This window comes from Synechococcus sp. WH 5701, from assembly GCF_000153045.1.
Classification (GTDB): Bacteria; Cyanobacteriota; Cyanobacteriia; order PCC-6307; family Cyanobiaceae; genus Regnicoccus_A; species Regnicoccus_A antarcticus.
In genome coordinates this window covers 1,581,997-1,606,121 of sequence record NZ_CH724159.1, presented here as the reverse complement: position 1 = coordinate 1,606,121, position 24,125 = coordinate 1,581,997, and the positions used below count along the sequence as shown (strand labels likewise).

Annotated in this window: 26 protein-coding genes and 1 tRNA gene; 11 read left to right on the top strand and 16 right to left on the bottom strand. The window is 67.1% G+C overall.

Going from position 1 to position 24,125, the window contains the following annotated elements; all coding sequences use genetic code 11:
* The first annotated feature begins 8 nt into the window (after positions 1–8).
* Complete coding sequence (locus WH5701_RS09135) at positions 9–2,360, top strand: transglycosylase domain-containing protein (protein WP_006171957.1); 2,352 nt, start codon at positions 9–11, stop codon at positions 2,358–2,360.
* A gap of 34 nt (positions 2,361–2,394) precedes the next feature.
* Here the strand turns inward: WH5701_RS09135 and WH5701_RS09130 are convergent, their stop codons facing one another.
* From WH5701_RS09130 to atpD, 4 genes are read right to left on the bottom strand one after another with little or no spacing between them, the layout of a single operon-like run.
* Entirely contained in the window at positions 2,395–3,540 is a 1,146-nt protein-coding gene (locus tag WH5701_RS09130; RefSeq protein ID WP_006171956.1) for a rhomboid family intramembrane serine protease, read from the bottom strand.
* Positions 3,537–4,205 carry a transaldolase family protein gene (locus tag WH5701_RS09125; RefSeq protein ID WP_006171955.1) on the bottom strand — a complete coding sequence of 223 codons (669 nt, stop codon included), beginning with the start codon at positions 4,203–4,205 and terminating at the stop codon, positions 3,537–3,539. The genes WH5701_RS09130 and WH5701_RS09125 overlap by 4 nt, the downstream gene beginning before the upstream one ends.
* Before the next feature lie 16 nt (positions 4,206–4,221).
* Positions 4,222–4,629 carry an ATP synthase F1 subunit epsilon gene (gene atpC, locus WH5701_RS09120; RefSeq protein WP_006171954.1) on the bottom strand — a complete coding sequence of 136 codons (408 nt, stop codon included), beginning with the start codon at positions 4,627–4,629 and terminating at the stop codon, positions 4,222–4,224.
* Positions 4,630–4,667: 38 nt separating this feature from the next.
* The gene (atpD, locus tag WH5701_RS09115) at positions 4,668–6,146 is read right to left on the bottom strand and encodes a F0F1 ATP synthase subunit beta (protein ID WP_006171953.1); all 1,479 of its coding nucleotides are present in this window, start codon (positions 6,144–6,146) and stop codon (positions 4,668–4,670) included.
* A 257-nt stretch (positions 6,147–6,403) separates the two neighbouring features.
* Here atpD and groES point away from each other — a divergent pair, with 257 nt between their 5' ends.
* Positions 6,404–6,715, top strand: a complete 312-nt coding sequence (gene groES / locus WH5701_RS09110; protein WP_006171952.1) for a co-chaperone GroES — start codon at positions 6,404–6,406, stop codon at positions 6,713–6,715.
* A gap of 99 nt (positions 6,716–6,814) precedes the next feature.
* Positions 6,815–8,449 (top strand): chaperonin GroEL, encoded by a 1,635-nt coding sequence (gene groL, locus WH5701_RS09105; protein ID WP_006171951.1) that lies wholly within the window; start codon positions 6,815–6,817, stop codon positions 8,447–8,449.
* Positions 8,450–8,574: 125 nt separating this feature from the next.
* On the opposite strand, the gene msrB is transcribed toward groL, so the two are convergent.
* From msrB to gpmI, 3 genes are read right to left on the bottom strand one after another with little or no spacing between them, the layout of a single operon-like run.
* Positions 8,575–9,093, bottom strand: a complete 519-nt coding sequence (gene msrB / locus WH5701_RS09100; protein ID WP_369791634.1) for a peptide-methionine (R)-S-oxide reductase MsrB — start codon at positions 9,091–9,093, stop codon at positions 8,575–8,577.
* A 27-nt stretch (positions 9,094–9,120) separates the two neighbouring features.
* Entirely contained in the window at positions 9,121–9,351 is a 231-nt protein-coding gene (gene secG, locus WH5701_RS09095) for a preprotein translocase subunit SecG (protein ID WP_006171949.1), read from the bottom strand.
* Positions 9,352–9,372: 21 nt separating this feature from the next.
* Complete coding sequence (gene gpmI / locus WH5701_RS09090) at positions 9,373–10,947, bottom strand: 2,3-bisphosphoglycerate-independent phosphoglycerate mutase (protein WP_006171948.1); 1,575 nt, start codon at positions 10,945–10,947, stop codon at positions 9,373–9,375.
* Positions 10,948–11,179: 232 nt separating this feature from the next.
* On the opposite strand from gpmI, the gene pyrR reads away from it, so the two are divergent.
* Positions 11,180–11,743: a bifunctional pyr operon transcriptional regulator/uracil phosphoribosyltransferase PyrR gene (pyrR, locus tag WH5701_RS09085; protein WP_006171947.1), complete on the top strand. Its 564-nt coding sequence runs from the start codon at positions 11,180–11,182 to the stop codon at positions 11,741–11,743.
* Positions 11,744–11,781: 38 nt separating this feature from the next.
* Here pyrR and WH5701_RS09080 read toward each other — a convergent pair whose 3' ends face one another.
* The 3 genes from WH5701_RS09080 to WH5701_RS09070 all read right to left on the bottom strand — a co-directional run bounded on the left by WH5701_RS09080 (position 11,782) and on the right by WH5701_RS09070 (position 14,618).
* On the bottom strand, positions 11,782–12,003 hold the full coding sequence (locus tag WH5701_RS09080) for a ferredoxin-thioredoxin reductase variable chain (protein ID WP_006171946.1): 222 nt from the start codon (positions 12,001–12,003) through the stop codon (positions 11,782–11,784).
* 69 nt (positions 12,004–12,072) lie between these two features.
* Positions 12,073–12,903: a hypothetical protein gene (locus WH5701_RS09075; protein ID WP_006171945.1), complete on the bottom strand. Its 831-nt coding sequence runs from the start codon at positions 12,901–12,903 to the stop codon at positions 12,073–12,075.
* Between the two features lie 128 nt (positions 12,904–13,031).
* A complete protein-coding gene (locus tag WH5701_RS09070) occupies positions 13,032–14,618 on the bottom strand; it encodes an Hsp70 family protein (protein WP_006171944.1) in 1,587 nt (528 codons plus the stop codon).
* Between the two features lie 104 nt (positions 14,619–14,722).
* On the opposite strand from WH5701_RS09070, the gene WH5701_RS09065 reads away from it, so the two are divergent.
* From WH5701_RS09065 to WH5701_RS16830, 3 genes are all read left to right on the top strand, one after another.
* On the top strand, positions 14,723–14,953 hold the full coding sequence (locus WH5701_RS09065) for a DNA-directed RNA polymerase subunit omega (RefSeq protein WP_006171943.1): 231 nt from the start codon (positions 14,723–14,725) through the stop codon (positions 14,951–14,953).
* Between the two features lie 3 nt (positions 14,954–14,956).
* Positions 14,957–15,334 (top strand): DUF1818 family protein, encoded by a 378-nt coding sequence (locus WH5701_RS09060; protein ID WP_006171942.1) that lies wholly within the window; start codon positions 14,957–14,959, stop codon positions 15,332–15,334.
* A gap of 361 nt (positions 15,335–15,695) precedes the next feature.
* Entirely contained in the window at positions 15,696–16,010 is a 315-nt protein-coding gene (locus WH5701_RS16830; RefSeq protein WP_083781880.1) for a DUF2811 domain-containing protein, read from the top strand.
* On the opposite strand, the gene WH5701_RS09050 is transcribed toward WH5701_RS16830, so the two are convergent.
* Together WH5701_RS09050 and WH5701_RS09045 are read right to left on the bottom strand one after the other, a co-directional pair.
* Complete coding sequence (locus WH5701_RS09050; RefSeq protein WP_006171940.1) at positions 15,956–16,777, bottom strand: hypothetical protein; 822 nt, start codon at positions 16,775–16,777, stop codon at positions 15,956–15,958. The two genes, WH5701_RS16830 and WH5701_RS09050, sit on opposite strands and share 55 nt — an antisense overlap.
* Positions 16,774–17,235, bottom strand: a complete 462-nt coding sequence (locus tag WH5701_RS09045) for an EVE domain-containing protein (RefSeq protein ID WP_006171939.1) — start codon at positions 17,233–17,235, stop codon at positions 16,774–16,776. The genes WH5701_RS09050 and WH5701_RS09045 overlap by 4 nt, the downstream gene beginning before the upstream one ends.
* Before the next feature lie 136 nt (positions 17,236–17,371).
* Between WH5701_RS09045 and WH5701_RS09040 the strand changes: the two genes are divergently transcribed.
* Positions 17,372–18,100, top strand: a complete 729-nt coding sequence (locus WH5701_RS09040) for a hypothetical protein (protein ID WP_006171938.1) — start codon at positions 17,372–17,374, stop codon at positions 18,098–18,100.
* Between the two features lie 25 nt (positions 18,101–18,125).
* Here WH5701_RS09040 and murD read toward each other — a convergent pair whose 3' ends face one another.
* The 4 genes from murD to WH5701_RS09020 all read right to left on the bottom strand — a co-directional run bounded on the left by murD (position 18,126) and on the right by WH5701_RS09020 (position 21,015).
* On the bottom strand, positions 18,126–19,517 hold the full coding sequence (murD, locus tag WH5701_RS09035; protein ID WP_006171937.1) for a UDP-N-acetylmuramoyl-L-alanine--D-glutamate ligase: 1,392 nt from the start codon (positions 19,515–19,517) through the stop codon (positions 18,126–18,128).
* A gap of 27 nt (positions 19,518–19,544) precedes the next feature.
* A tRNA-Val gene (locus tag WH5701_RS09030) sits at positions 19,545–19,616 on the bottom strand.
* 104 nt (positions 19,617–19,720) lie between these two features.
* The gene (locus WH5701_RS09025) at positions 19,721–20,515 is read right to left on the bottom strand and encodes a photosystem II S4 domain protein (protein ID WP_006171936.1); all 795 of its coding nucleotides are present in this window, start codon (positions 20,513–20,515) and stop codon (positions 19,721–19,723) included.
* The gene (locus WH5701_RS09020; RefSeq protein ID WP_198005160.1) at positions 20,512–21,015 is read right to left on the bottom strand and encodes a hypothetical protein; all 504 of its coding nucleotides are present in this window, start codon (positions 21,013–21,015) and stop codon (positions 20,512–20,514) included. Before WH5701_RS09020 ends, WH5701_RS09025 begins: the two co-directional genes overlap by 4 nt.
* A 123-nt stretch (positions 21,016–21,138) precedes the next feature.
* Between WH5701_RS09020 and serA the strand changes: the two genes are divergently transcribed.
* From serA to WH5701_RS09005, 3 genes are all read left to right on the top strand, one after another.
* Positions 21,139–22,725, top strand: a complete 1,587-nt coding sequence (gene serA, locus WH5701_RS09015; RefSeq protein WP_006171934.1) for a phosphoglycerate dehydrogenase — start codon at positions 21,139–21,141, stop codon at positions 22,723–22,725.
* An 11-nt stretch (positions 22,726–22,736) separates the two neighbouring features.
* On the top strand, positions 22,737–23,678 hold the full coding sequence (gene prmA, locus WH5701_RS09010; protein ID WP_006171933.1) for a 50S ribosomal protein L11 methyltransferase: 942 nt from the start codon (positions 22,737–22,739) through the stop codon (positions 23,676–23,678).
* Between the two features lie 142 nt (positions 23,679–23,820).
* A complete protein-coding gene (locus WH5701_RS09005) occupies positions 23,821–24,120 on the top strand; it encodes a ferredoxin (protein WP_006171932.1) in 300 nt (99 codons plus the stop codon).
* The last annotated feature ends 5 nt before the right edge of the window (positions 24,121–24,125 follow it).

The window sequence follows — 24,125 nt, the reverse complement described above, 5'->3', positions numbered from 1 at the left end:
ATCCCCGCATGGTCGAGCGCTCCGCTCCTGAGAGAGCCTGTGAGCAGGTCTCGGGCTCCAGCACTGAGTCCAGCACTGAGTCCAGCGCTGATCTCAGCACTGAAAGCAGCACTGAGCCGCGGCTGGCCGGTGGTCGTCGCGGGGCCTGGCGGCGGCTTCTGAGCGCCTTGAGCCGTGGCGGCCCCGATGGGCGACCCGCCGCCATCCGCTCGGCCTGGGGCCAGCTGCTGGAGCGCCAGGCCGTGGCGGAGCTTTGGCTGGGGCAGCGGCGGGTCAGCCGCACCGTGCTGGGTGAGGGCCGCTACCGCATCGGCCGGGATCCAGCCTGTGAGTTGCCGATCGAGGCGGGGAGCCTCAGCCGCGTGCACGCGATTCTGGAGAAGCCGCGCCCCCGAGAGCGCGATTTCGCCCTCGAAGACTTCAACTCCGCCAACGGGCTCTTCCACCGCGACCGCCGCATCCGCGCCATTCGCCTGCGCCACGGCGATCAGGTGCAGCTGGGTTCGCCGCTCAAGGGCTCGGCTCCGCGCCTGCGTTATCTGCACCCCCGCAGCCCGCTGGAGCAGGCGGTGCACCTGCTGGGCCTGGGCAGCCTGCTGGGGTCGGGGCTGCTGGTGGGGGGACTGCTGCTGGCCTCCTCCGTTGGTGGCGGCTCGCGCATTCGCCTGATCTCAGGCCCCGTGAAGATCGTCTCGGCCTCGGGGCAGCAGATCGATGCCAGGGAGGGCTCCGCCACCGCTCTGCCTTCCCTGCAGGCTTATCCCCTGCATCTGCGTCAGGCGCTGCTGGCCTCTGAGGAGGCGCGCTTCGGCTGGAACAGCGGAGTTGACCTGTTCGGCACCCTGCGCTCGGTCCTGCTGGGCAGCGGCGGTGGCAGTGGTCTCACCCAGCAGGTGGCCCGTATCTATTACCCCGAAGTGGGCACCGACTACAGCCTCAGCCGCAAGCTGCGGGAGCTGTGGGTGGCCCTGCAGCTGGAGGTGGGCTACAGCAAGAATCAGATCCTCAAGATGTATCTCGACCGGGCCCATCTGGGCCTCGGCACCGATGGCTTCGAGCAGGCTTCCAGGCTCTACTTCCGCAAGTCGGCCAGTGATCTGGATGTTGGTCAGGCGGCCTTCCTGGTGGGCCTGCTGCCCAGCCCCAATGGCTACAGCCCCTGCAATACCAAGGATCCCACCGCCGGCCGCGAGCGCCGCGATCTGGTGCTCAAGCTCATGCATGAGCAGGGGTACCTGCGTGATCAGCAGCTGATCGATGCCCAGCGGCGGCCCCTGAACATCGATCCCTCGGCCTGCCGCGAGTCCAGCTTCTCCAGCTATCCCTTCTTCAGCGACTACGTGCTCGGAGAGCTGGAGGGCACCCGTTTCGGCCTCAACCTCTCGGAGAAGGCTTCAGGCGGCAATTACTACGTGGTGAGCACGATCGATCCGAAGCTGCAGCAGCTCGCCCAGCAGCAGTTGCAGCGCTTCCTGGAGGGGCCGGCCGCGCGGGTAGGGCTCACCCAGGGGGCCCTGATCTCCCTTGATTTCCGCAGCGGCAAGATCCTGGCCTATGTCGGCGGCGGCGATTACTCCCGCTCCAGTTTCGACCGGGTTCAGGCCATGCGCCAGCCCGGCTCCACCTTCAAGCTCTTCCCCTATCTGGCGGCACTCGAGGCCGGCACCAGCCTTGAGCAGCCCATCTCCTGCGCCCCCCTGGCCTACGTGGCGGGCTGTCGCCATGGCGCCGCCGGAGGCAGCATCAGCGTGGCCAGGGGCTTCGCCGATTCCGAGAACGTGGTGGCCCTGCGCCTGGCGGAGAGTGCCGGTCTGAAACAGGTGGTGAGCAAGGCTCGCCAGCTGGGGATCAGCACCCCTCTCGACGCCGACTTCAACACCATGCTCGGCGGCCGCGAAACCCTGCTCTACGAGATGGCCCGGGCCTACGCGGTGGTGGCCAACGGGGGGCGCAGCGTACCGATGCATGGTGTGAGCAAGATCTACGACCTGGGCATCTGCCGCTCGATCTACAGCCTCGCCTCCTGCCCGGAGCGGGGGGTGACGACCCCCATCGGTGAGCAGCCGCGTCAGCTGCTGCGTGGGGAAGATGCCGCGGCGATGGACGAGCTGCTGGCGGGGGTGGTGCGCAGCGGCACGGGACGGGCCGCTGCGGCGGTGGCCGATGCCCGCGGCAAGACCGGCACCACCGACAACGGCGTGGATGTGCTCTTCATCGGCTACTCCCCGGCGCTGGAGATCCTCACCGCCATCTGGATGGGCAACGACGACAACCGGCCGGCGCAGGCGGCCAGCGGTGCCCTGGTGGCCGAGCTCTGGGGGCGGTACATGGCCGCGATCGGGGCGGGGCGCCAGACCTGAGGCCAGCCCCTGGAGCCGTGCCTGATCAGCCCGCTCAGCCCCCAGCTCCCCTCGACTTCAGAACCAGCTGCAGCAGCGTCTCCAACCGGTTGAACACCGCCCAGGCCACCCCGAGCACCAGGCCCCACCACCACTGGCTGCTCAGCAAGCGGTCGAGTGGACGACTGTTGTCGTCCTCGCTCTGGCGGGGCAGCTGCCAGCCCAGCTGCAGGGCGCCATACACCAGCAGCAGCACCCAGGTGGGGATGTCGATCGGACCCAGGCTGAAGGACAGGGCACGCCAGCTCAGCAGGCTCGAGGCAGCCGCCAGGCCGATCAGGGCGCTCACCGCCCCGGCGGCTCCATCCCAGCGGCGTTCCGTGGTGCGCCGCTCCGCCAGCAGCAGGGCCAGAGCTGTGGTGGCCAGGCTGGTGAGCACATAGCGCAGCACCACATCGGGCAGCGGCAGCGGTGAGGGAGCCCGCAGGATCAGCAGCAGCAGCGCCACGTTCAAGGCCGCTTCGAGATGGTTGTGATGAATCCATGGGGCAGTGATCCAGCGCCAGGCCTGGCGGGGCTCGGTGGCATCGGCCTGCTCCAGGGGCCACTGGCGCCGCGCCCGCTTCAGGGGGCCGAGGCTGAGGGCCTGAAGCAGCGCCAGGGCGAGCGCCAGCACAAGCCAGCCCTGCCAGTTCCACGACTTGAACAGCCAGTGGTCGAGTTCGCCGCTGAGCCAGCGCAGCACCAGAGCAGCGCCCGCCGCCAGGGCCAGGCCCGGGCCCATGGCTTGCAGCGAGTGCCACAGCGACTGCCCTGGCGGCCGCAGAGCGTCAGGGGTGACCGGTGCTGCCGGAGCGCCTGTCTCAGCATTGGCCCTAGGGCCCTGAGGCCTGGAGACCGCCACACCCGTGGCGGCCTCCAGCAGATCGAGCAGTTCGTCCAGCACCGCCGGGGCGTAGGTGCTCCCCAGCTGCTCGGCCAGGAGCTGTACGGAGGTGCTGCGGCCGGCCCCGCTCTCCTGGAGGGCCCGCAGCAGTAAGGGCTGGTCCGCCAGGTCGCGCACGGGCCCCTTGAGGCGCTCCTCGGCCCCGAGCAGATCGACCAGCCGGTTGGCGATGGCCCTGCCGTTGCTGAGTCCCGGGTTGCCGGCCTCCTGCCAGGCCCGCAGCTGCAGGCCGAGCTCCCGTCCCTTGCCCCTCACCGCTCCACCAGGGTGGCGTCGGCGTCGAACCGTGCCGCGGCGGCTTCGCTGGCCTCGCAGTTGAACAGGGCCACCGTCAGCTGTGGGGAGAGGGTGAAGGTGGTCATCCCTGCCGCCGCCAGGCGGCTGAGGTCGCTGGTGGCCCGCAGGCTGGCCACCAGCAGCCGCAGGCTCGAGCCGCTGCGGTCAACGCACTGCTGCATCGTGATCAGCTCCTGGTGGCCATCCCGGCCCTGATCCTGGATGCGGCCCAGGTAGGGGGCGATGTAGCGAGCGCCGAGGGCTGCGGCCACCAGTACCTGGGGTGCCTCGTAGCAGGCGGTGAAGGTGAGCGGGATGCCCTGGGCGATCAGCTTCACGCCCGCAACGGTGCCGACCCTGGTGAGCGGGACCTTGATGGTGATCCTCCCAGGGGCCAGCTCAGCGAGGCCCAGGGCGCAATCCAACAGCGCCTCAGGCTCACGTCCCCAGGCCTGCAGGTGCAGCTCCTGGCAGCCGAGATTGAGGGCCCGCTGGCTGAGGGATCGCAATTCAGAAATGCGGCAGACCTGGCCGGCCTGCCGCAGCAGCGTGGGGTTGGTGGTGATGCCGTGGAACAAACCACTGGGCATCAATTCCTCCCAAACGAGAGGATCAGCCGAGTCGAGGAAGAAACGCAGGCTCATGGAGAGCCCCGCGGCCTCAGTTGGCGCGGGTGGCCTGGAGCCTCGCGCGGGAACGCTCCAGGTCCTGCTGGGCCTTCACCTTCTCGGTACTGGGGGGCTGACCTTCAAAGCCAGCTGCCATCTGCTCGGCGACCTCCAACTCTCGCTCGGCCTTGCCGGCATCGATGCGCGAGCCGAGCTCGGCGCCGTTGACCAGAACGGTGACCTCATTGGCCTCGACTTCGGCAAAGCCACCCATCAGGGCGATGCTGGTCCAGTCCTTGCCGGACCGGAGGCGCATCACGCCTACATCAAGAGCCGTGAGCATGGAGACGTGGCCGGTGAGGATGCCCACCTGACCGGAGGTGCTGGGCAGGATCACCTCATCGGCAGTGCCGTCAAAGACACTCTGGTCGGGGGCCAGAACACGCAGGTTGAGAGTCATGGGGGCGAGTGCTCAGGAAGCGGATGGGATGGTGAAACTCAGCCCTTCTTGGCTTCGGAGGCAATTTTCTGAGCCTTCGCCTTGACCTGGTCGATCGTGCCCACCAGATAGAAGGCCTGCTCGGGGAGATCGTCGAGCTCGCCAGCAAGGATCATGTTGAAGCCCTTGATGGTTTCCTCCAGCTTCACGTATTCGCCCGGCTGTCCGGTGAAGATCTCGGCCACGAAGAAGGGCTGGGAGAGGAACTTCTCGATTTTCCGGGCTCGGTCCACCGTGCGGCGGTCGTCTTCGGAGAGCTCGTCGAGGCCGAGAATCGCGATGATGTCCTGCAGCTCCTTGTAGCGCTGAAGGGTGCTCTGCACGGCCCGGGCCGTGCGGTAGTGCTCATCACCCACCACCGAGGGCTGGAGCATGGTGCTGGTGGAATCGAGGGGATCCACGGCGGGGTAGATGCCCTTGGAGGCCAGGCCGCGGCTGAGCACCGTGGTCGCGTCGAGGTGGGCGAAGGTGGTGGCAGGAGCCGGGTCGGTGAGGTCGTCGGCAGGCACGTAGACGGCCTGAATCGAGGTGATTGAGCCCTCCAGGGTTGAGGTGATGCGCTCCTGCAGTTCCCCCACGTCGGTGCCGAGAGTGGGCTGGTAGCCCACGGCGGAGGGCATGCGGCCCAGGAGGGCACTCACTTCGGAGCCGGCCTGCACGAAGCGGAAGATGTTGTCGATGAACAGCAGCACATCCTGCTTGTTCACGTCGCGGAAATGCTCGGCCATGGTGAGCGCCGAGAGGCCCACCCGCATGCGGGCGCCGGGGGGCTCGTTCATCTGCCCGTAGCAGAGCGCCACCTTCGACTTGCTGAGGTCCTCGGAGTTGATCACTCCGGACTCCTTGAATTCCTCGTAGAGGTCGTTGCCTTCGCGGGTGCGCTCACCCACCCCACCGAAGACCGACACACCGCCGTGCTCCTTGGCGATGTTGTTGATCAGTTCCTGGATCAGTACGGTCTTGCCGACGCCGGCGCCACCGAACAGGCCGACCTTGCCGCCCTGGCGGTAAGGGGCCAGCAGGTCGATCACCTTGATGCCGGTTTCGAAGACCTTGGGCTTGGTTTCCAGCTCGGTGAGCTTGGGTGGATCGCGGTGAATCGAGGCGGTGAGATTGGTCGTGACGGGACCGCGTTCGTCGACCGGCTCCCCGAGCACGTTAAGAATGCGGCCAAGCGTTGCTTCACCTACGGGCACGGAGATGGGAGCGCCGGTGTCGAGGGCTTCCATGCCGCGGACCAGACCGTCGGTGGTGCTCATCGAGACGGCGCGGACCCGGTGATCACCCAGCAGTTGCTGCACTTCGGCAGTGAGAGCTACGTGCTGTCCGGCTGAGTTCCGGCCTTCGATGCGCAGGGCGTTGAAAATCCTGGGAAGCTTGCCTGCCGGAAATTCAACGTCCAGTACAGGACCGATCACCTGGCGGACAATGCCCTTGGTGCCGGTGGAGGCGCCGGAGGTTGCGGGTGCAGCAGCCATAGGTCAAGAAAAGGTTCGCGCAGCGGGTGCCCCCCGCCTTAAGCGGCGCAACCTTACCACTCCAGTCAGCCGCTCTACCCGTGGACCGCGCCGCCGCAGGGCTGCTGGCAACCGGTGGCGGCTGTTCGGTGACCCGCACATGGATCGGATTGTCGCCCCGTAAGGGCTCCGCCTAGGTTGGCAGTCGACGGGCCCGAGTGCCAACTCCCCGTTGTCGTGGCGCCGCAGGCGTCACTTTGTCGCTTTTGCATGGATCCATGGCTGCTGTTTCTCTGAGCGTTTCCACGGTTAAACCCCTTGGAGACCGCGTGTTCATCAAGGTGTCCGATTCGGACGAAAAAACTGCTGGCGGCATCCTCCTGCCCGACACCGCCCAGGAAAAGCCCCAGGTGGGTGAGGTGGTGCAGGTCGGCCCCGGCAAGCGCAGTGACGACGGGACCCGCCAGGCTCCTGAAGTGAGCGTGGGCGACAAGGTCCTCTACAGCAAGTACGCCGGCACCGACATCAAGCTCGGCGGCAACGAGTTCGTTCTCCTCTCGGAGAAGGACATCCTCGCCATCGTCAACTGAATCACCGCTGCTGATCGGGGAAGTCAGGCCATCCGCAACTCGGCCGCTTGCTTGCCCTTCGCTTCATTTTCGTTCCCTTAGAAAAGAGATCATTTCTCCATGGCCAAGCGCATCATTTACAACGAGAACGCCCGCAGGGCTCTCGAAAAAGGTATCGACATCCTGGCTGAGGCCGTTGCCGTCACCCTCGGCCCCAAAGGCCGCAACGTGGTGCTCGAGAAGAAGTTCGGCGCTCCCCAGATCATCAACGACGGCGTCACGATCGCCAAGGAGATCGAACTCGAGGACCACATCGAGAACACCGGCGTTGCCCTGATCCGTCAGGCCGCCTCCAAGACCAACGACGCCGCTGGTGATGGCACCACCACCGCCACCGTCCTGGCTCATGCCATGGTCAAGGCTGGACTGCGCAACGTGGCTGCCGGCGCCAATGCCATCACCCTGAAAAAGGGCATCGACAAGGCCTCCGACTTCCTCGTCAAGAAGATCGAGGAGCATGCTAAGCCGATCTCCGACTCCAACGCCATCGCCCAGGTGGGCACCATCTCCGCCGGCAACGACGAAGAAGTGGGCCGGATGATCGCTGACGCGATGGACAAGGTGGGCAAGGAAGGCGTGATCTCCCTGGAAGAAGGGAAGTCGATGACCACCGAGCTGGAGGTCACCGAGGGCATGCGCTTCGACAAGGGCTACATCTCGCCTTACTTCGCCACCGACACCGAGCGGATGGAAGCGGTGCTCGAGGAGCCCTACATCCTGCTCACCGACAAGAAGATCGGCCTGGTGCAGGATCTGGTGCCCGTGCTCGAGCAGATTGCCCGCACCGGTAAGCCCCTGCTGATCATCGCCGAGGACATCGAGAAGGAAGCCCTCGCCACCCTGGTGGTGAACCGCCTGCGCGGCGTGCTCAACGTGGCGGCCGTCAAGGCTCCCGGCTTCGGTGACCGCCGCAAGGCCATGCTCGAGGACATCGCCGTTCTCACCAACGGTCAGCTGATCACTGAGGACGCCGGCCTCAAGCTGGAGAACACCAAACTGGAGATGCTGGGCACCGCCCGCCGCATCACCATCAACAAGGACACCACCACCATCGTGGCCGAAGGCAACGAGGTGGCGGTTAAGGCCCGCTGCGAGCAGATTCGCAAGCAGATGGACGAAACCGACTCCTCCTACGACAAGGAGAAGCTGCAGGAGCGTCTGGCCAAGCTGAGCGGCGGTGTGGCCGTGGTCAAGGTGGGTGCCGCCACCGAGACCGAGATGAAGGACAAGAAGCTGCGCCTGGAAGATGCCATCAACGCCACCAAGGCGGCTGTTGAGGAAGGCATCGTTCCTGGTGGTGGCACCACCCTCGCCCACCTGGCGCCGGCCCTGGAAGAGTGGGCGGCCGCCAACCTCACAGGCGAGGAGCTGATCGGCGCCACCATCGTGGCCTCCGCCCTCACCGCTCCGCTGAAGCGCATCGCTGAGAACGCCGGCGTCAACGGCGCCGTCGTGGCTGAGCATGTCAAGGGCATGCCCTTCAACGAGGGCTACAACGCTGCCACCGGCGAGTATGTCGACATGCTGGCCGCCGGCATCGTCGACCCCGCCAAGGTGACCCGTTCGGGGCTGCAGAATGCCGCCTCTATCGCCGGCATGGTGCTCACCACCGAGTGCATCGTGGCCGACATGCCCGAGAAGAAGGAAGCAGCTCCCGCCGGTGGCGGCGGCATGGGCGGCGACTTCGACTACTGATCCTCGCCGGCGGAGCGCTCACAACGCTCCGCCATCAGGGTCCATTGAGCGGGAGGGGGGCATGGCCTCCCTCCTTTTTCATGCTGATCCGAGTGTTTCTGCTGATCAGGCCTGGTGCCTGGGCTTCAGCCGGCCTTGAACTCCAGGGCCACGCCGTTGTTGCAGTAGCGCTTGCCTGTGGGCCTGGGGCCGTCATTGAAGACGTGGCCCTGGTGACCACCGCAACGGCTGCAGTGGTACTCGGTGCGGGGCACCAGCAGTTTGAAGTCGGTTTTGGTGGTGACGGCTTCGGGGAGGGGCTGAAAGAAACTGGGCCAGCCGGTGCCGCTGTCGAATTTCGCCGAGGAGCTGAACAGGGGCAGGCGGCAGCCAGCGCACAGGAATGTGCCCTTGCGCTTCTCGTTGTTGAGGGGGCTGGTGAACGGTCGTTCGGTTCCTTCGCGCCGCAGCACGTCGTAGGCGGCCGGGCTCAGACGCTTGCGCCATTCACTGTCACTCAGCTGCCAGCTGGGATCAGCGGCCTTCGAGGCCGCCTCGGCCTTGGCACCACCCCAGAGCGAGCCAAGCAGAACGGCGAAGGAGGCGAGCAGTCCGCGGCGTTTGATCGGATCCACAGGAAGGAACGGAGACGAAGGGGACGCCAACTGGAAGCCTGGCCTGAAGCGGCAAGCTCAGCGCAACCAGCCGGCGCTGAGCACGACCGCCAGGCCGAGAAACAGCCCCAGCAGGGTCCAGCTGATGCGGTTGAGGGTGTCTTCAGCGCTCCTGGCGCTGCTGAACATTGAACCGCCGCTGCTGGCCAGCCCGCCCATGCCATCCCCCTTGGGGCTGTGCAGGAGCACGCTGCCGATCAGCAGCAAGCCGACGGCAGACCAGATCCAGGAGAGAACAGTGGTAAGCATCCTGACAACCTAACGAACCGCTCAGACCTGAAGGGCTTCGGCAAAGGCGGCTTTGGGGCTCACCAGATCCAGTGGCTCCACCAGGGAGCTGCCCGTCATGCTCGACGGCTGGGGCAGTCCCAGGATCTGCAGCAGGGTGGGGGCGATATCGGCCAGACCGCCGCCCTGGCGCAGCTGGGGAGCGGCCCCGTGGCCCCCGATCTTGCGCTTTTCACCTTCCACCAGGATCACCGGCACCGGGTTGGTGGTGTGAGCGGTCCAGGGGCGACCATCCTCCCCTTCCATCAGCTCGGCATTGCCATGGTCTGCGGTGATCAGCACTGTGCCGCCCAGACGGTTGGTGGCTTCCACCAGGCGGCCGACGCAGTGGTCCACGGTGGTGATCGCCTGCTGGGTGGCGTCCATCCGGCCGGTGTGGCCCACCATGTCGGGGTTGGCGTAATTGATCACCACCAGGGAATACACCCCCTTGTTGAGAAAGGCGATGCAGTTGTCGGTGAGTTGGTCGGCCGCCATGGCTGGTGCCTGGTCGTAGGTGGCGACGCGCGGGGATGGAACGAGATGGCGATCCTCGCCGGGAAAGGGCTGCTCGATGCCGCCGTTGAGGAAGTAAGTGACGTGGGGATACTTCTCGGTTTCGGCGGTGCGCAGCTGGCGCAGGCCGTGGGCGGAGACCACCTGGCCAAGCAGCCCATCAAGGGATTCGGGTGGGAACGCCACCGCCACGGGCAGCCCCAGCTCGTACTGGGTGAAGGTGACCACATGCAGGGGGCTGATGCGCTTGCGCTCGAACTGATCGAAGTCGTCGAGCACCAGGGAGCGGATCAGCTGGCGAACCCGATCGGGCCTGAAGTTGAAGCAGATCAACCCGTCGCCGGGCTTGAGCGAGCCCGGGGCGAGGCGCAGGGGTTCGAGGAATTCGTCGTTGATGCCTTCGGCGTAGGCCGCATGGATCGCCTCCTGGAAGGAGAGAGAGGTGATCTCGCCGTCCTCGCTCAGCAGGCGGTAGGCCTTCTCGGTGCGCTCCCAGCGGTTGTCCCGGTCCATGGCCCAGTAACGGCCGCAGATGGTGCTGATCCGCCCAACCCCGGCCGCTTCCACCTGGGCTTCGATGCACTCCAGGTAGGGGATGGCGCTCTGGGGTGGCGTGTCACGGCCGTCGGTGATCACATGGATGCAGACGTCGCTGAGGCCGCGGGAGGCGGCCCATTGCAGCAGGCCACCGAGATGATCGATGTGGCTGTGCACGCCGCCATCGGAGCCGAGCCCGAGCAGATGCAGGGTGCCTCCGTCGCGGAGCAGCCGGTCGGCCAGCTCGTTGAGAGCTGGATTGGCTGCCAGGCTGCCGTCGCGCACGGCCTTGCCGATCCGCACCAGCTCCTGGCGGATGATCCGGCCGGAGCCGATCGTGAGATGGCCCACTTCGGAGTTGCCCATCTGCCCGTCAGGAAGCCCCACATCTCCGCCGCTCGCCTGGATCAGGGTGTGGGGATACACCTCCCAGAGGGCATCCATCACCGGGGTGCTGGCCCCCTGGACCGCGTTGTGGCGGGCTTCCTCCCGAAATCCCCAGCCATCAAGAATGGCCAGGACCACGGGAGCGATTGGGCCATCATGACCAAGACCCGAAGCTGACTCCCGGCCGGAAGAAAGGGTTGGAGATCCGGAGGTGGAAATTGCGCTCACCCTGACTTCCCGAATGGTCGTTCAAGCGTCTTCCCTGATCAACTTACTCCTGAAGGTCGTTGAACCAGGCCGCAGTCTGGGGCCGTCAGCTTTTGGGGACATTCCCTCCTCCATACGATGGAATCACCAACTTCCGTTCCTCGTGAACACTTCCACGGCGCCGTCACCCGATCAACGGCGGGTCGAGATCCTCTCGGCCGACGATCTCGCCCGTACGGTGCGCCGCCTTGCCTCCCAGGTGCTCGAGGGAGTTGTCGACAGCCGCCAGTTGCTCCTGCTGGGCATCCCGACCCGTGGGGTCGCCCTGGCCCGGGTGCTGGCCCAGCAACTTGAGGAGCTCTGTGGTCACCCGATCGACCAGGGCAGTCTTGATCCAACCTTCCACCGTGATGACCTGGAGCGGGTCGGCACCCGCCTGGTGGAAGCCACCCACCTGCCCTCCGACATCGAAGGGCGCCAGCTTGTGCTGGTAGATGACGTGATCTTCACCGGACGCACGGTGCGGGCGGCGCTGGATGCCCTGCACACCTGGGGGCGTCCCGATCTGGTGCGGCTGCTGGTGATGGTCGACCGTGGCCACCGGGAACTGCCGATTCAGCCCGATTTCTGTGGCCGCCTGGTGCCTACCAGCCGCCACGAATCGATCGAGCTCTGCCTCCGTCAGACCGACGGGGAAGACGGTGTGTTCCTGATCCGCGCCGATTGAGCTGGGTTCCCCAGCACCAGCGTTCCGGGCCTGGCCTCTCAGCCCACGGCTTCAAGCTCATCGGGGCGGAAGTGGGCACGGAAGCGACCGAACGCCACGATCACCGGCAGGGTTGGGCTGATCGGCTTGCCCTTCCAGTCGTCGAGGACCTGCAGCACTTCACCCTGCTGTCCCAGAAGATCAAAGGCCTTACCGCGGTGCTCCGGGTGGGTGTAGACGACCACGCTCTGGCTGACCTTGACCTGTTCTCCGGGCTTCATGCGCAGGGGACCCTGTGGAAGGACCAATCCTGTCATGGGCCTCAGGGCTGAGGGTGGCGCTGGGGGCCTTCAGCGTCGGCAGGTGGTCTCCGGACCCGACTCCACCACCCGTCCGCCCAGTTCAGCGCAGGCCTTGGTGAAGGCGGTCCACTCGTCGACGCCCGTGGCCAGCTGGCGTTGGACGGCGGCATCGAGGCTGGCGATGGGGACGCTGTCGATCGGCTGATCACCGTGGCTGTGGTGCTCCTGTTCCTTGCTCTTGAGCCCGACGATGGCCTGATCCACCTGCTCGCGCAGGGGCGCCGTGGCCGTGGTCCACCAGGGGTGGTCGATCCGGTTGAGAGCATCGAGGGCTTCCCACCAGCGCTTCTCAGCCACGAGTTTCACGGCCCGCTGCTGTTGCAGCTGGTTGCGCGACCAGAACTCACGAAGGTTGTCGCCGAGGGCGGAGCCGTCGGGCCGGTGATGCTCTCCCATCGGCTTGAGCAGCGCGAGGGCCCCTTCCAGGTCTCCCTGCTGGAAACGGGAGAGGGCCCGGTTCTTGAGGTCCTGCTGCCAGGCCAGCAGCTGCTGCCGGTCGGCCTCGGTGCCCGCGACTGAATTGGCCAGCAGCAGTTGCAGCTTGAGGGCCTCCTCCGGCTTCTGCTGCCGCCAGAGCTGTTCAGCCTTGGACCTGCGGCAGCGGCCCTGCTCCGCCGGTGCTCGCCCGCTCAACCAGCGCAGGGAGGCCAGCTGGTCGCTGTAGCGGATGCAGTCATCGAAGCGCCCCTCGTTCGCGGCCCGCTCCAGCCGGCGCGGCAACTGGGATTCCCACCACCAGGCACCTCCAACCGCGGCAGCCACCAGGCCGAGGGTGAGAGCCAGCCAGAAGCGCGGAAGCCTGTGGCGGCGGATGGCCAAGGGGGACAGTCAGTTCTGTTTCTCTGTTCTATGAACAGAGGGGGCCCGGAAGCACGGAGAGGGGGCAGCCGCCGCGTCGTCCACTGCTGCTGGACCAGCAGCATTGTCCCGTTGCACCGGCTGAACCATCAGCGCACTGGACCAAGCACCCTGGGGGCTCGCAGGGTGCCGACGAGCAGATCTTCACTTTCGAGCAGCAATTGCCCCTCGGCGTTGATGCTGAAGCGGAGCCGCAGCCGGTCGATCCCGCAGCTGCCGGGAGGGTCGAGGATCACAGGGGGCGGCTGAACGCTCCAGGGCTCAGTTCGGGCTTCGCCAGCGGGCCGCTGCCGCACCTGGGGAAGGCCGTCGATGAAGACCACCTCGCTGCGTTCCTCCTCGATCGGCTCACCGAGCACCAGTTCCAGGCTGCTCTGCCCATCGCGGCTGCAGCTGAGCACCATTTCCAGGGGCTGGTCGGTGGGCCAGCTCTGGCCAGCGAGAAAGAGGGGATACCAGCGGTGTTCCCCGCCGCGCTGATCCCAGCAGCGCAGTGACACCCCCCGGGCCAGCACGTCCTTGAGCCGCACCCCCGGCGTGAGGGCAAGGGCCCCGAGGGCCACCGCTTCCACCGGCCGCTGGTCGCGCAGGGGGATGGAGCCGCAGCGCTCAGCCAGCCAGTGGCGGATGCTGGGCAGACGGCTGGTGCCCCCCACCGGCAGCACCGCATCGATCTGCTCGCGGTCCAGTCCTTTCGCCCGCGCCGCCGCCAGCACCCGTTCCAGCAGGTCGTCGAGCAACTGCAGCAGCCCCCGTTCGCGCAGCAGCCGATCAAGCTGAGTTCGATCGAGACGCAGGGCGCGGCTGCCAGCTCCCGCCGAGCTCCAGATGCCTGTCACCTCCTCGGCCTCGCTCAGGCCGCACTTGAGCCGCTCGCTGATCTCCAGCAGGCCTGGGTCAGCCCCCAGGTCCGGGGCGAGGCTCGCGGCGATCCAGCGGTCGATGTCGCGGCCCCCGAGGGCGGCACCTGCCTTGCCGATCACCTCCGCGCAGCGCAGGGCCTGGCGTCCCCCATCGAGCTCCCGGCCGCCGAAGCGCAGCAACTGGGCAATCGGTGCCGCCCGTCCCTCACCCCCCTGGAGGGCCACGAGCGAGAGGTCGATCGTGCCGCCGCCCAGATCCACCACCAGCACCCGGCTGCCCGCCGGCAAGCCCGCCCCGATGGCGGCCGCGGTGGGTTCATCCACCAGGGCCACCTCCTCCACGGGAATCTGGCTGCTGAGCTGCTGCAGCCACTGGCGGTAACCCCGATACCCCTCGATCGGGGCGGTGAGCACCAGGCGGGTGGGCAGCACTCCCGTGGGCAAGGCCTGCCACAACCGGGTGATCAGCAGGCTGCCGGCCTGCTCTGGCGTGAGCGGTTCGCCGCTGGAGCCTGTGGCAGTCGCCGCAGCCGGGTCGGGTTGGCCTGCGAGGGCTCCGATCCTGCGTTTGAAGTCGTGGCAGAGGCCTTCGCCGCCGGCAGCGGCCAGGCCCGCATCGAGCACCTGGCGGCCGATCAGGGGCTGATCGCTCTGGGGGCTGGCGAGCCAGATCAGGCTGGGGACCACACAGGGATCGTCGCTGCTGAAGGGCGGAATGGCGATCAGCTCCGGCGGTCCGCCCGCGCTGGGTTGAAAGGCCAGCACCGTGGTGCTGCTGCCCAGGTCGATCGCCAGGGTGCCGGTCACGGCCATGGATGGGGGGCAGCGGCGAAGGGACCTGATGAGGCGCAGCTTGTCCGAAGGGGCCGGGGCCCAGGCGGGGGCTGAACTAAGGTGGTGGAAATGGGTTCGTTTCGATGTATACCGGTCCGACTGTTCATCCCAAGGAACTGGCCCAGCGGGCTGAAAGTCTGATCGGTCAGTCGACCAATCGTTACCTCACCACGGTTCGTATCGCCTTTCGCGCCAAGCAGCGCCGCTTCGATGATTTTGATGGCCTGCTCGAAGACTCGATGGTGAAGCCCGTGCAGCGGGCGATCGTCGAGCTCAGCGACGAGCAGGACCAGCCCGATCTGCTGCCCGGCTGATCCTTGACCCCCAGCGGGTACAGCGCCGAAGCAGAGGGTTGGAGGCTGGTCTGGGATCCGTCCAAGGCCTCCTTTCCGTTGCTCATCGGCGGAGCCGACTGGGCGGTTGAGCTCACTGCGGCCGAAGGCAGCAGCCTGCGTTCCGGCCTCCTCAGGCTGCTGGAGCAACTCGGCGCCATCGCCGATCAGCTGATGAACGAGGAAATGATCAGCCTCGAGCTGGAGAGCGGCGGCTGGTGGCTGGGCCTTGATGGCGAACCGGGCCACTGGCACCTGCGTTGCATCCTGATCCCTGCTCCGGGGCTGAGGGGATGGGAGGGCGCCTGGGCGCCGGGAGCTGGTCTTGAGCTGGCGCGGGCTCTGGAGCCCTTGCCCCTGTGAGACAGGCCGCGGGATTGCGGAGCGATCAGCACTGCTGATTGACAGGCTCCTCCCCAGTCACGGCTCCGTCACGCCAGTCTTTTGCACAGCTTTTCCACAGGTTCAGGCTCGGCGATCCCGCTGGCGGCACACATCTGGGGAGAACTCGGCGTTGGTGAGCTCTCCCCTTGACAGGCCCCTTGTTCGGCTTCAAGGCCATCCCCCGCCGGAGCTGCAGTCGGGCCGTGCTCCTGCGCCGCAGCCAGTCTCAGGGTTGGAAGGAGCGTCCGCCCGGCTGGGTCACCGATTTGACGCGGCCCCGGCGTTGTGGAGAAGTGGATGACATCACCAGCTCAATCCGTCTATGGACATCGCCCCGGTCATGACCGCTTCCACCACTGCGGCTGCCCAGGTCTCCCAGGCTGAGCCCGACACCGGTGTGGTGAGCTTCCGGGCTGATGTCCCCGAGGCCCTGCTCACCTCGATGGCTCAGTTCATCGATGCCCACCCCAACTGGGACCAGTACCGCCTGATCCAGGCGGCTCTGGCTGGCTTTCTTGTGCAGAACGGTGTCCAAAGCCGGGCCGTCACCCGTTGCTACGTGGCCAACATGTTCCAGCGGGCGGCAGAAGGGAGACCCGATCAGACGGCGCCGGCCAGGCTTCCCCGGTCTTCGGCGTCAACGATCCCCTGGTAGCCGGCGGTCAGGCTGCACAGGGCCAGGGGCCAGGTCACCAGCAGCCCCGCAGCCAGGGGCCAGGCGATCAGCAGGGCCAGTCCCAGGGGGAGCAGCACAATCAGGACCAGGCTGAGGCTCAGGGCCAGCAGCTCCCAGCCATGGGATGGCACCAGGATCCGCCCATGGCGGAAGGTGGCCACCGGGGAGAGGCCACCGGCCACGGCCAGCGGCAGGTGAAAGATCTGCGTCACGAACAGGGCCACCAGCAGGGTGCCGCCGATCAGCAGCGGCACCAGAGCCAGCAGCGGGTGGATCAGGCTCACCAGCCCGGCCGCCAGCCCGGCCGTGGCCAGGATCAGCAGGTTCAGCAGCAGCAGCAGCAGCAGCGCCCCCAGCAGGCGGCCCATGGCGGCGGTCTGCCAGCGGACCAGCTCGGCCAGCTGGGGCGTTCGCCCGTCCAGAGCAATCCAGGCACCACGCAGCAGCCCAACGTTCAGCCAGAGAAGGCTCCCCACGCTCAGCACCAACCCTGCCAGCACCAGGCCGATCGAAACCGTCACGGGTTCCTCCCCAACGGCCAGGGCATCACTGGCCCGGTTCTGCACCGCCTGGCCCAGCAGTTGGGCGCTGCCGCCCATCAGCGTGAAACCGCTGAACAGCCAGGGGGCGCGCAGGTAGGCCCTGCGTCCCTGCCTCAGCCAGCCCCGCACCGCCTGGATCGCAGCGAGGCCCTCCCGGATGCCATCCGCCAGCCGGGCCCCGCGTCCTCGGGGCTCAGGGTTCATCGGCTGGGATCCAGCAGCTTCAGCAGCCGCAGGGCCGTGGCCTCGGGGACCGGCAGGATCGAGAGGCGATTGCCCCGGCGCACCACAGGCAGCTCCTGCTCATCGAAGGCGCTGCGCAGCTCCTCCAGGCTGAGCAGCTGGGGATAGGTGCGCCGGTAGGCCAGTCGGACGCAGTCCCAGCGGGGCGCTTCTGGGGTTGATGCCGCATCGAAGTACTTCGAGGCTGGATCGAACTGGCTGGGATCGATCAGTCCCGTTTCGATCACCTCCATCAGGCCGATGATGCCAGGGGGCTTGGTGTTGGAGTGGTAGAAAAAGGCTTGATCACCGATCGCCATGCTGCGCATGAAATTGCGCGCCTGGTAATTGCGGATGCCATCCCAGAGGGTGTTGCCCTCGCGCTCGAGATGGCTGATGCCATACACATCCGGCTCACTTTTCATCAACCAGTAAGCCATCTCGCCTTGGGGAGCCCTGCTGGGCTGGTGGGTCAGGGAATCTTGATTGTATCGAGCGGGTTTGTGTCGGTTGGGTTGGCCGGAGCGCTCCCCCTGCCCTAGACAGCACCAGGAACAACCTGGCGAGACGATTGTGATGGGCCTGTCCTCTGCACCCAAGCCCACCCTTCAGTCGGCCTGGAACCTGTTCGTGGTCCACTGGCGCACCTACCTGGCCCTGCAGCTCACGGTGCTGGCCCTGGCGCTGGTCTCGGTGGCGGTCAGTCTGCTCATCACCGTGATCGCGGTGGCGGTGACCGCCGGTGTCTCGGCTGATCTGCGCGAGAGCGTGACCCAGCTGGTGTCGTCGCTGCTGAACCTGCCCTTCTCGATCCTGTATCAGGTGGTGGCGGGACTGATCGGGGTGCTCCTGTCCGCTCTGCCGGCCCTCTGGTTCGCCACGGGCCACCATCCGAGCTATCGGGAAGGTCTGGCCCTGCTGCGCGCCAACCCCCGCCGCTACGTCCTCGCGGGGCTGCTGGTCTCCGTCGCTGCCGGGCTCGGCATTCTGCTCTGCGTGATTCCTGGCCTGATCGTGATGGCGCTCACCCCCATCTACGTGCGGCGGGTGTTCACCAGCGAAGAACCGATCTGGCCTGCCTTCCGGACCTGCTTCAACGATCTCTTCTCCAGCCCCCACAGCTGGGGACTGGTGGGCTATGAGCTGCTTTCGGCTTTGCTGATCGCTATCTCTGCTCTGTTCTGCCTGCTGCCCCTGCTGGTGACCGTTCCCCTGGCGGCGATCTTCATTCAGCAGTACCTGGCCGCCTGGGAGATCGGAGGGCCGCCGTCGCCGACGGATGAGGCCTCCACTGCGCTCCTGTGAACGAGGCGGGGATCAGCAAGGCCGTTCAGAGGGCGGCCACTAGGGTGCGGAAATGCTCCCCCCGGGCCTCGAAATCCTTGTACTGATCAAAGCTGGCGCAGGCCGGCGAGAGCAGAACCGTGGGACAGCCGAGGCGGCGGGCCAGCTCCCGGGCCAGGGGAACCGCCTCAGCCTGGCCTTCCACCAGCTCCACCGTGCCCGCATAGCCGCTGCCGCTCAGCAGGGCGGCGAAGGCTTCCCTTGCCGCGCCGAACAGGACCACAGCCGCCGCCTGGCGTCCGAGGGCTTCGAGCCATGCCTCCGGGTCGCCCTGTTTGATCTCACCTCCAGCCAGGACCACCATCGGTCCGTCCACAGCCGTGATCCCCACTTCGGCGGCGTCGTAGTTGGTGGCCTTGCTGTCGTTGAACCAGCGAACACCATCCAGCAGGCGGATCTGCTCAAGCCGATGGGGCACTCCGGGAAAGCTGCGCAGGGCGGCCTCGATCACGGCGGGCTCCAGCCCCAGCTTGAGCGCGGTGGCGGCAGCCAGCACCATGTTCTGACGGTTGTGGGCCCCGGGCAGGGCCAGGGCGGCGGCAGAGAAGAGGGGTCCTGAGGCTGCCATCACCATCCCGCCGTCGATCCAGAGAAAGGGCTGCAGGCCGGCGCCCAGCAGCCGGCGGGTGCCGGCGGTGACCCAGGTGGCTCGGTCCCAGCTGCCGGCATGGGCGCGCAGATCGGCATCGTCGGCGTTGAGGAGTTGCTCCCCGCAGTTCTGCAGCAGGCTGCGCTTGATCGCCCGGTACGCCTCCAGCGTTCCGTGCCGCTCGAGATGGTCGGGTGTGAGCGTGGTCCAGAGGCCCAGGCGTGGTGCCAGCTCCGCTGACGACTCGATCTGATAGCTGCTCAGCTCCACCACCAGCCAGTCGGGCGGAGTGGCTCCTGCCTCGCGGCGCTCGATCAGCAACTCGGCGGCCGAAATCCCGACATTGCCCACCATCGGCGCGTCGAGCCCGGCGTGGTTGAGGATGTGACTGAGCAGATGGGTGACGGTGGTCTTGCCGTTGGTGCCGGTGATGCCGATCCAGGGGATCTCGTTGCTGGCCTCCCAGGCCACCGACATCTCGCCGCAGACCCGGACGCCCCGTTCCCTCAGGGCCTTCAGCACCGGATGATCCCAGCGGATGCCTGGGCTCACCACCACCCGGTCGGTCCCCGGCTGGAGCTGGGCGAAGGATTCGGACGCCAGGGATTGCCCCAGCTCCACCTCCACTCCCCCCGCGCGCAGGTCCTCGGCCTGCTGCTCCAGCTCGGGGTTGCGGCGGCTCTCCAGCACCAGCACGCGCTGGCCGCTGGCCTTGAGCAGACGGGCAGCACCGCTGCCGGAACGTCCCAGACCAATCACCACCGCCAGGGGGTGTGACGAGCTGGGCATCCTGAACTCCTAAGGCAGAGGATTCAGTGGGCGATACTGGAATCGAACCAGTGACTCCTACCGTGTCAAGGTAGTGCTCTACCTCTGAGCTAATCGCCCGGGTTCGGGAATAAAGATTCCCGTCGGTGCGACCCTGGATCAACGCAGCCTCAGCGGCGCCATCAAGATCGAAGCAGGCAACCTAGCAGTCGGCCTGCCGCCACTCAGTGGCGTTGAAGTTCCAGGCGCCAGCGCTGACGCTTGGTGGGTTGGATCGAAAGCACCGTCAGCTCGCCGCGGTTCTCGAGCTGGATGCGATCCCCGGTTTTGAGGTCGCGGCTGGGGGTGGTCACGGGCTGCCAGTTCACGCGGGCAGCCCCCCGGCGAACCAGGTCGGCCATGCGGCTGCGGGAGAGCCCGAACCCGGCCGAGGCCACCGCGTCCAGGCGCAGGGAGGCTTCCACGGTGGCCAGCTGGCGTGGTTGGGGCCTGGTGGGAGGTTGCAGCTGATCGAGACCCCTGGCCTCCAGCTTCACCTCCACGCTGCGCACCCGGGCCGTGGTGCCCCCCAGTCGGGCGGCCAGCTGGGGGTCCACGATCACCTGGGCGCCCCGGTCGCCCCGCAGCCAGAGATCACCCAGCTCCCCGTCGAGGGCGCCAGCCGCCAGTAGGCCGGCGCGGACATCGCCCGGCTCGGCTGGATCGAAGAGGAAGTTGCCGCTGACCTCCAGGCCGGCCAGGGGCGCCGTCGGCGGGGTTGATCCCGCAGCCAGATCGCGGCGCTGCAGCAGCAGCCGGCAGCGTTCGGCCTGGGGCCTGCCGCCCTCGGCCTCCAGGTGCAGCTCGCTGAGGCTGCCCAGTCGCTCCATCGCCTCCTCCCAGGCCAGGGCAGAGAGGAACCCCGACCAGTGGGGCTGCCAGTCGCGCAGGGCGTGGTCGGCCAGGACGATCAAGGGCTCGAGGGCGGCTGGATCGCGGCTGCCGCGCAGCAGGTCGCCGCCGGGGGGCGTGCGGCTCATCCTTCGCCCAGGCGCACCACCGCCTGGGGGCCGGCCTGCTGAATCAGCAGCCAGGGAATCTCCTCCCCTGGGCTGCTCTCCACCAGCAGCAGCCAGCTGCCTTCCTCAAGCCTGTTGCGCAGGCTGCGGATGCGGTCGTCGGCCTCGGAGCGGACGCTGGCGGCGGCGGCGTAGCTGCCCATCCAGCCCGAGCCCATGCCGAGGATCCCGCCGATCACGGGTTCGCCGTAGGTCCCGGCGAAGGAAAAGGTGTGAAGGTCGGTGATGAAGGTGAACATCAGACCGGCGAAGAAACCGAACGGCATCAGCCAGCGCACCATGCTGCGCTGTCGCCGCTGCCGGGCCAGGGCCGGGTTGAGCAGCTCGACGGAATCGATGCTGCTTTCTCCTTCCCCCAGGGCCACCAAGACCCTTGGGGCGGGCTTGAGTTCAGTGAGCTGATCGCGCAACCGCTGCAGCTTGCGCCGGTCCTTCATCACCACCACCACCGACAGTCCCAAGACCGAGCGCCACAAAGGCCCGATTCTCGGCGTTGGCGGGGGGCGCCGTGGCCACCGCTCACTACACTTCACCCCCGGCAGTGTCTGGAATTCTCCAGACCCCCTCTCTCTCCGTCCCGGGTCATGACAAAGGTTCTGGTTTCTGATCCCATCGACCAGACGGGAATCGACATCCTCTCCCAGGTGGCGCAGGTGGATGTGCGAACCGGGTTGCCCCCGGAGCAGTTGCAGCAGATCATCGGTGACTACGACGCCCTGATGATCCGCTCCGGCACCCAGGTCACCGCTGCCATCATCGAGGCCGCCACCCGTTTGAAGATCATCGGCCGCGCGGGTGTCGGCGTCGACAACGTCGATGTGGAGGCCGCCACCCAGCGGGGTGTGCTGGTGGTGAACTCCCCGGAGGGCAACACGATCGCGGCCGCTGAACATGCGCTGGCGATGATGCTGGCCCTCTCCAGGCATGTGCCCCAGGCCCACGTCAGCACCATGGCCGGAGGCTGGGAGCGCAAGAAGTACGTCGGCAACGAGCTCTACAAGAAGAAGCTCGGCGTGGTGGGGCTGGGCAAGATCGGCTCCCACGTGGCTCGCGTCGCCAAGGCCATGGGCATGGAGGTGCTGGCCTACGACCCTTACATCTCCGCCGAGCGCGCCCAGGTGCTGCAGGTGCGCCTGATGGCGATCGGTCCCCTGTTCGCCGAAGCGGATTTCATCAGCCTGCACCTGCCTCGCACCCCCGACACCGAGAACCTGGTGAACGCGGAGCTGCTGGCCACGATGAAGCCGACGGCACGGCTGGTGAACTGTGCCCGGGGCGGCATCGTCGATGAGAAGGCCCTGGCCGAGGCCGTCAGCTCCGGCACCATCGCCGGCGCCGCCCTCGATGTCTACGGCAACGAACCCCTGGAGGTCGACTCACCGCTGCGCAAGGTGGGCGACCGTCTGATCCTCACGCCCCACCTGGGCGCCTCCACCGAAGAAGCCCAGGAGAATGTGTCGGTCGATGTGGCCGAGCAGATCCGCGACGTGCTGCTGGGGCTTCCCGCCCGCAGTGCCGTGAACATCCCCGGCCTGACCCCGGAGGTGATGGAGCGGCTCAAGCCCCACCTGCAGCTGGCCGAAACGCTCGGGCTGCTGCTCAGCCAGCTGGCTGGAGGCTCGATCCAGGACCTCGAAGTGCGGCTCCAGGGTGAATTCGCCCACCATCCCTCGCAGCCGCTGGTGGTGGCCGCCCTCAAGGGCCTGCTCTCGAGCGCTCTCGGCGATCGCATCAACTATGTGAATGCCGGCATCGAAGCCCGCAGTCGTGGCATCCACGTGCTCGAGGTCAAAGACGATGCCAGCCGCGACTTCGCCGGCGGCTCCCTTCAGCTCACCTGCCGCGGCGGCAACGGCAGCCACAGCGTCACCGGGGCGGTGTTCGCCGACGGCGACCTGCGCATCACCACCATCGATGAGTTTCCGGTCAACGTGATGCCCACGCGGCACATGCTGATCACGCGCCACCGCGACATGCCCGGGATCATCGGCAACATCGGCTCGCTGCTGGGCGAGCACAACGTCAACATCGCCTCGATGCAGGTGGGCCGCCGCATCGTCCGCGGCGACGCGGTGATGGTGCTCAGCCTCGACGATCCGATCCCCCCCAGCCTGCTGATCTCGATTCACGGGATCAACGGGATTCAGGAAGCCCATCCGGTCACGCTCTGAGCGCCGCTGCCATGTCCCCGGCTCCCCGCTGGTGGCGTCTGGAGATGGAGGCTCCTCCCGAGCTGGAGGAATCGCTCCTCTGGAAGCTGCCCTCCCTCGGCATCCGCCGGGTGGCCATCCAGTTCAGTCCCGATCAGCCCAGTGCCCACCAACTGGTGGCCTGGCTGCCGGAAGCCGACTGGCCCGAGCCGGAGCGGCAGCGCCTAGCCGGGGAGCTCGAGCGCCTCACCGAGCCCTTCGCCATCCCCCTGCCGCCCCTGAGTTGGCAGCTGCAGGACGAGGAGGACTGGAGTCTGAGCTGGAAGCGCCACTGGCAGCCTGACCCGGTGGGCGAGCGGTTGCTGATCCTGCCCGCCTGGCTGGAGCCGCCAGAGGAGCACGCCGGCCGTGAGCAGATCCGGATCGACCCTGGCAGCGCCTTCGGCACCGGTAGCCACCCCACCACGCGTCTGTGCCTCGAGGCGATGGAGCGGCTGGCGCCGATCGATCAGCGGGTGGCCGATCTGGGCTGCGGCAGCGGCATCCTCGGCCTCGGCGCCCTGCGCCTGGGGGCACGCTGCGTGGCTGCGGCCGACACCGACCCCCTGGCGGTGCGCGCCACGGGCAGCAACGGCGAGCTCAACGGCTATCCCGTGGTTCCCGGCGGGCCTTTGCAGGTGGTTCAGGGATCGGCTCAGGAGCTGGCGGACCTGTTGGGGGAGGACGGCCCTGCCGATCTTCTGCTCTGCAACATCCTGGCGCCCGTGATCGCCGAGCTGGCCGGGCAGTTCCACACCTTGCTGGCACCAGGCGGCCTTGGCCTGCTCAGCGGCCTGCTGGTGGATCAGGCCGAGGAGCTCTGCCGGCTGCTGGCCATTGAGGGCTGGAGCGCTGATCTGGTGGCCTCCCAGGGCGTCTGGGGACTGCTCGAGATCCAGTGGTGCCGGGCTGTGATCCCTGGAGATGTCGCATAAATCACGCTTATGCGTGCTCACCCTTTGATTGGGCTTCTGGGGCTGCGCCGTCAGGATCGCCGTCAGCGCCCCGGTCCGATGTAGGACGGTGCGGTCCTACAGGCCCTGAACACTCAGGAGTCTGTGAGCCCCAATCCATTCCATGGCTTCCTACAAGGTCACCCTCATCAACGAGAGCGAGGGACTCAACAAGACCATCGAGGTTCCCGACGATCAGTACATCCTCGATGCCGCTGAGGAGCAGGGAATCGATCTGCCTTACTCCTGCCGTGCTGGAGCCTGCTCCACCTGCGCCGGCAAGCTCACCACCGGCACCGTCGACCAGTCGGACCAGAGCTTCCTCGACGACGACCAGATCGAAGCCGGTTTCGTGCTGACCTGTGTGGCTTACCCCACCTCTGACTGCACCATCAAGACCCACGCCGAAGAAGAGCTCTATTGAGCCTC

Coding starts and splice junctions, on each gene's coding strand:
- secG (WP_006171949.1), bottom strand. CDS start 9,351: ATGCTTACCACTGTTCTCTCCTGGATCTGGTCTGCCGTCGGCTTGCTG.
- WH5701_RS09125 (WP_006171955.1), bottom strand. CDS start 4,205: ATGAGCCTGCGTTTCTTCCTCGACTCGGCTGATCCTCTCGTTTGGGAG.
- serA (WP_006171934.1), top strand. CDS start 21,139: ATGACAAAGGTTCTGGTTTCTGATCCCATCGACCAGACGGGAATCGAC.
- WH5701_RS09070 (WP_006171944.1), bottom strand. CDS start 14,618: ATGGCCGTGACCGGCACCCTGGCGATCGACCTGGGCAGCAGCACCACG.
- WH5701_RS16830 (WP_083781880.1), top strand. CDS start 15,696: ATGACCGCTTCCACCACTGCGGCTGCCCAGGTCTCCCAGGCTGAGCCC.
- prmA (WP_006171933.1), top strand. CDS start 22,737: ATGTCCCCGGCTCCCCGCTGGTGGCGTCTGGAGATGGAGGCTCCTCCC.
- atpD (WP_006171953.1), bottom strand. CDS start 6,146: ATGGCTGCTGCACCCGCAACCTCCGGCGCCTCCACCGGCACCAAGGGC.
- atpC (WP_006171954.1), bottom strand. CDS start 4,629: ATGACTCTCAACCTGCGTGTTCTGGCCCCCGACCAGAGTGTCTTTGAC.
- WH5701_RS09040 (WP_006171938.1), top strand. CDS start 17,372: ATGGGCCTGTCCTCTGCACCCAAGCCCACCCTTCAGTCGGCCTGGAAC.
- WH5701_RS09065 (WP_006171943.1), top strand. CDS start 14,723: ATGTATACCGGTCCGACTGTTCATCCCAAGGAACTGGCCCAGCGGGCT.
- WH5701_RS09025 (WP_006171936.1), bottom strand. CDS start 20,515: ATGAGCCGCACGCCCCCCGGCGGCGACCTGCTGCGCGGCAGCCGCGAT.
- WH5701_RS09080 (WP_006171946.1), bottom strand. CDS start 12,003: ATGAAGCCCGGAGAACAGGTCAAGGTCAGCCAGAGCGTGGTCGTCTAC.
- groL (WP_006171951.1), top strand. CDS start 6,815: ATGGCCAAGCGCATCATTTACAACGAGAACGCCCGCAGGGCTCTCGAA.
- groES (WP_006171952.1), top strand. CDS start 6,404: ATGGCTGCTGTTTCTCTGAGCGTTTCCACGGTTAAACCCCTTGGAGAC.
- WH5701_RS09005 (WP_006171932.1), top strand. CDS start 23,821: ATGGCTTCCTACAAGGTCACCCTCATCAACGAGAGCGAGGGACTCAAC.
- WH5701_RS09135 (WP_006171957.1), top strand. CDS start 9: ATGGTCGAGCGCTCCGCTCCTGAGAGAGCCTGTGAGCAGGTCTCGGGC.
- murD (WP_006171937.1), bottom strand. CDS start 19,517: ATGCCCAGCTCGTCACACCCCCTGGCGGTGGTGATTGGTCTGGGACGT.
- WH5701_RS09050 (WP_006171940.1), bottom strand. CDS start 16,777: ATGAACCCTGAGCCCCGAGGACGCGGGGCCCGGCTGGCGGATGGCATC.
- WH5701_RS09045 (WP_006171939.1), bottom strand. CDS start 17,235: ATGGCTTACTGGTTGATGAAAAGTGAGCCGGATGTGTATGGCATCAGC.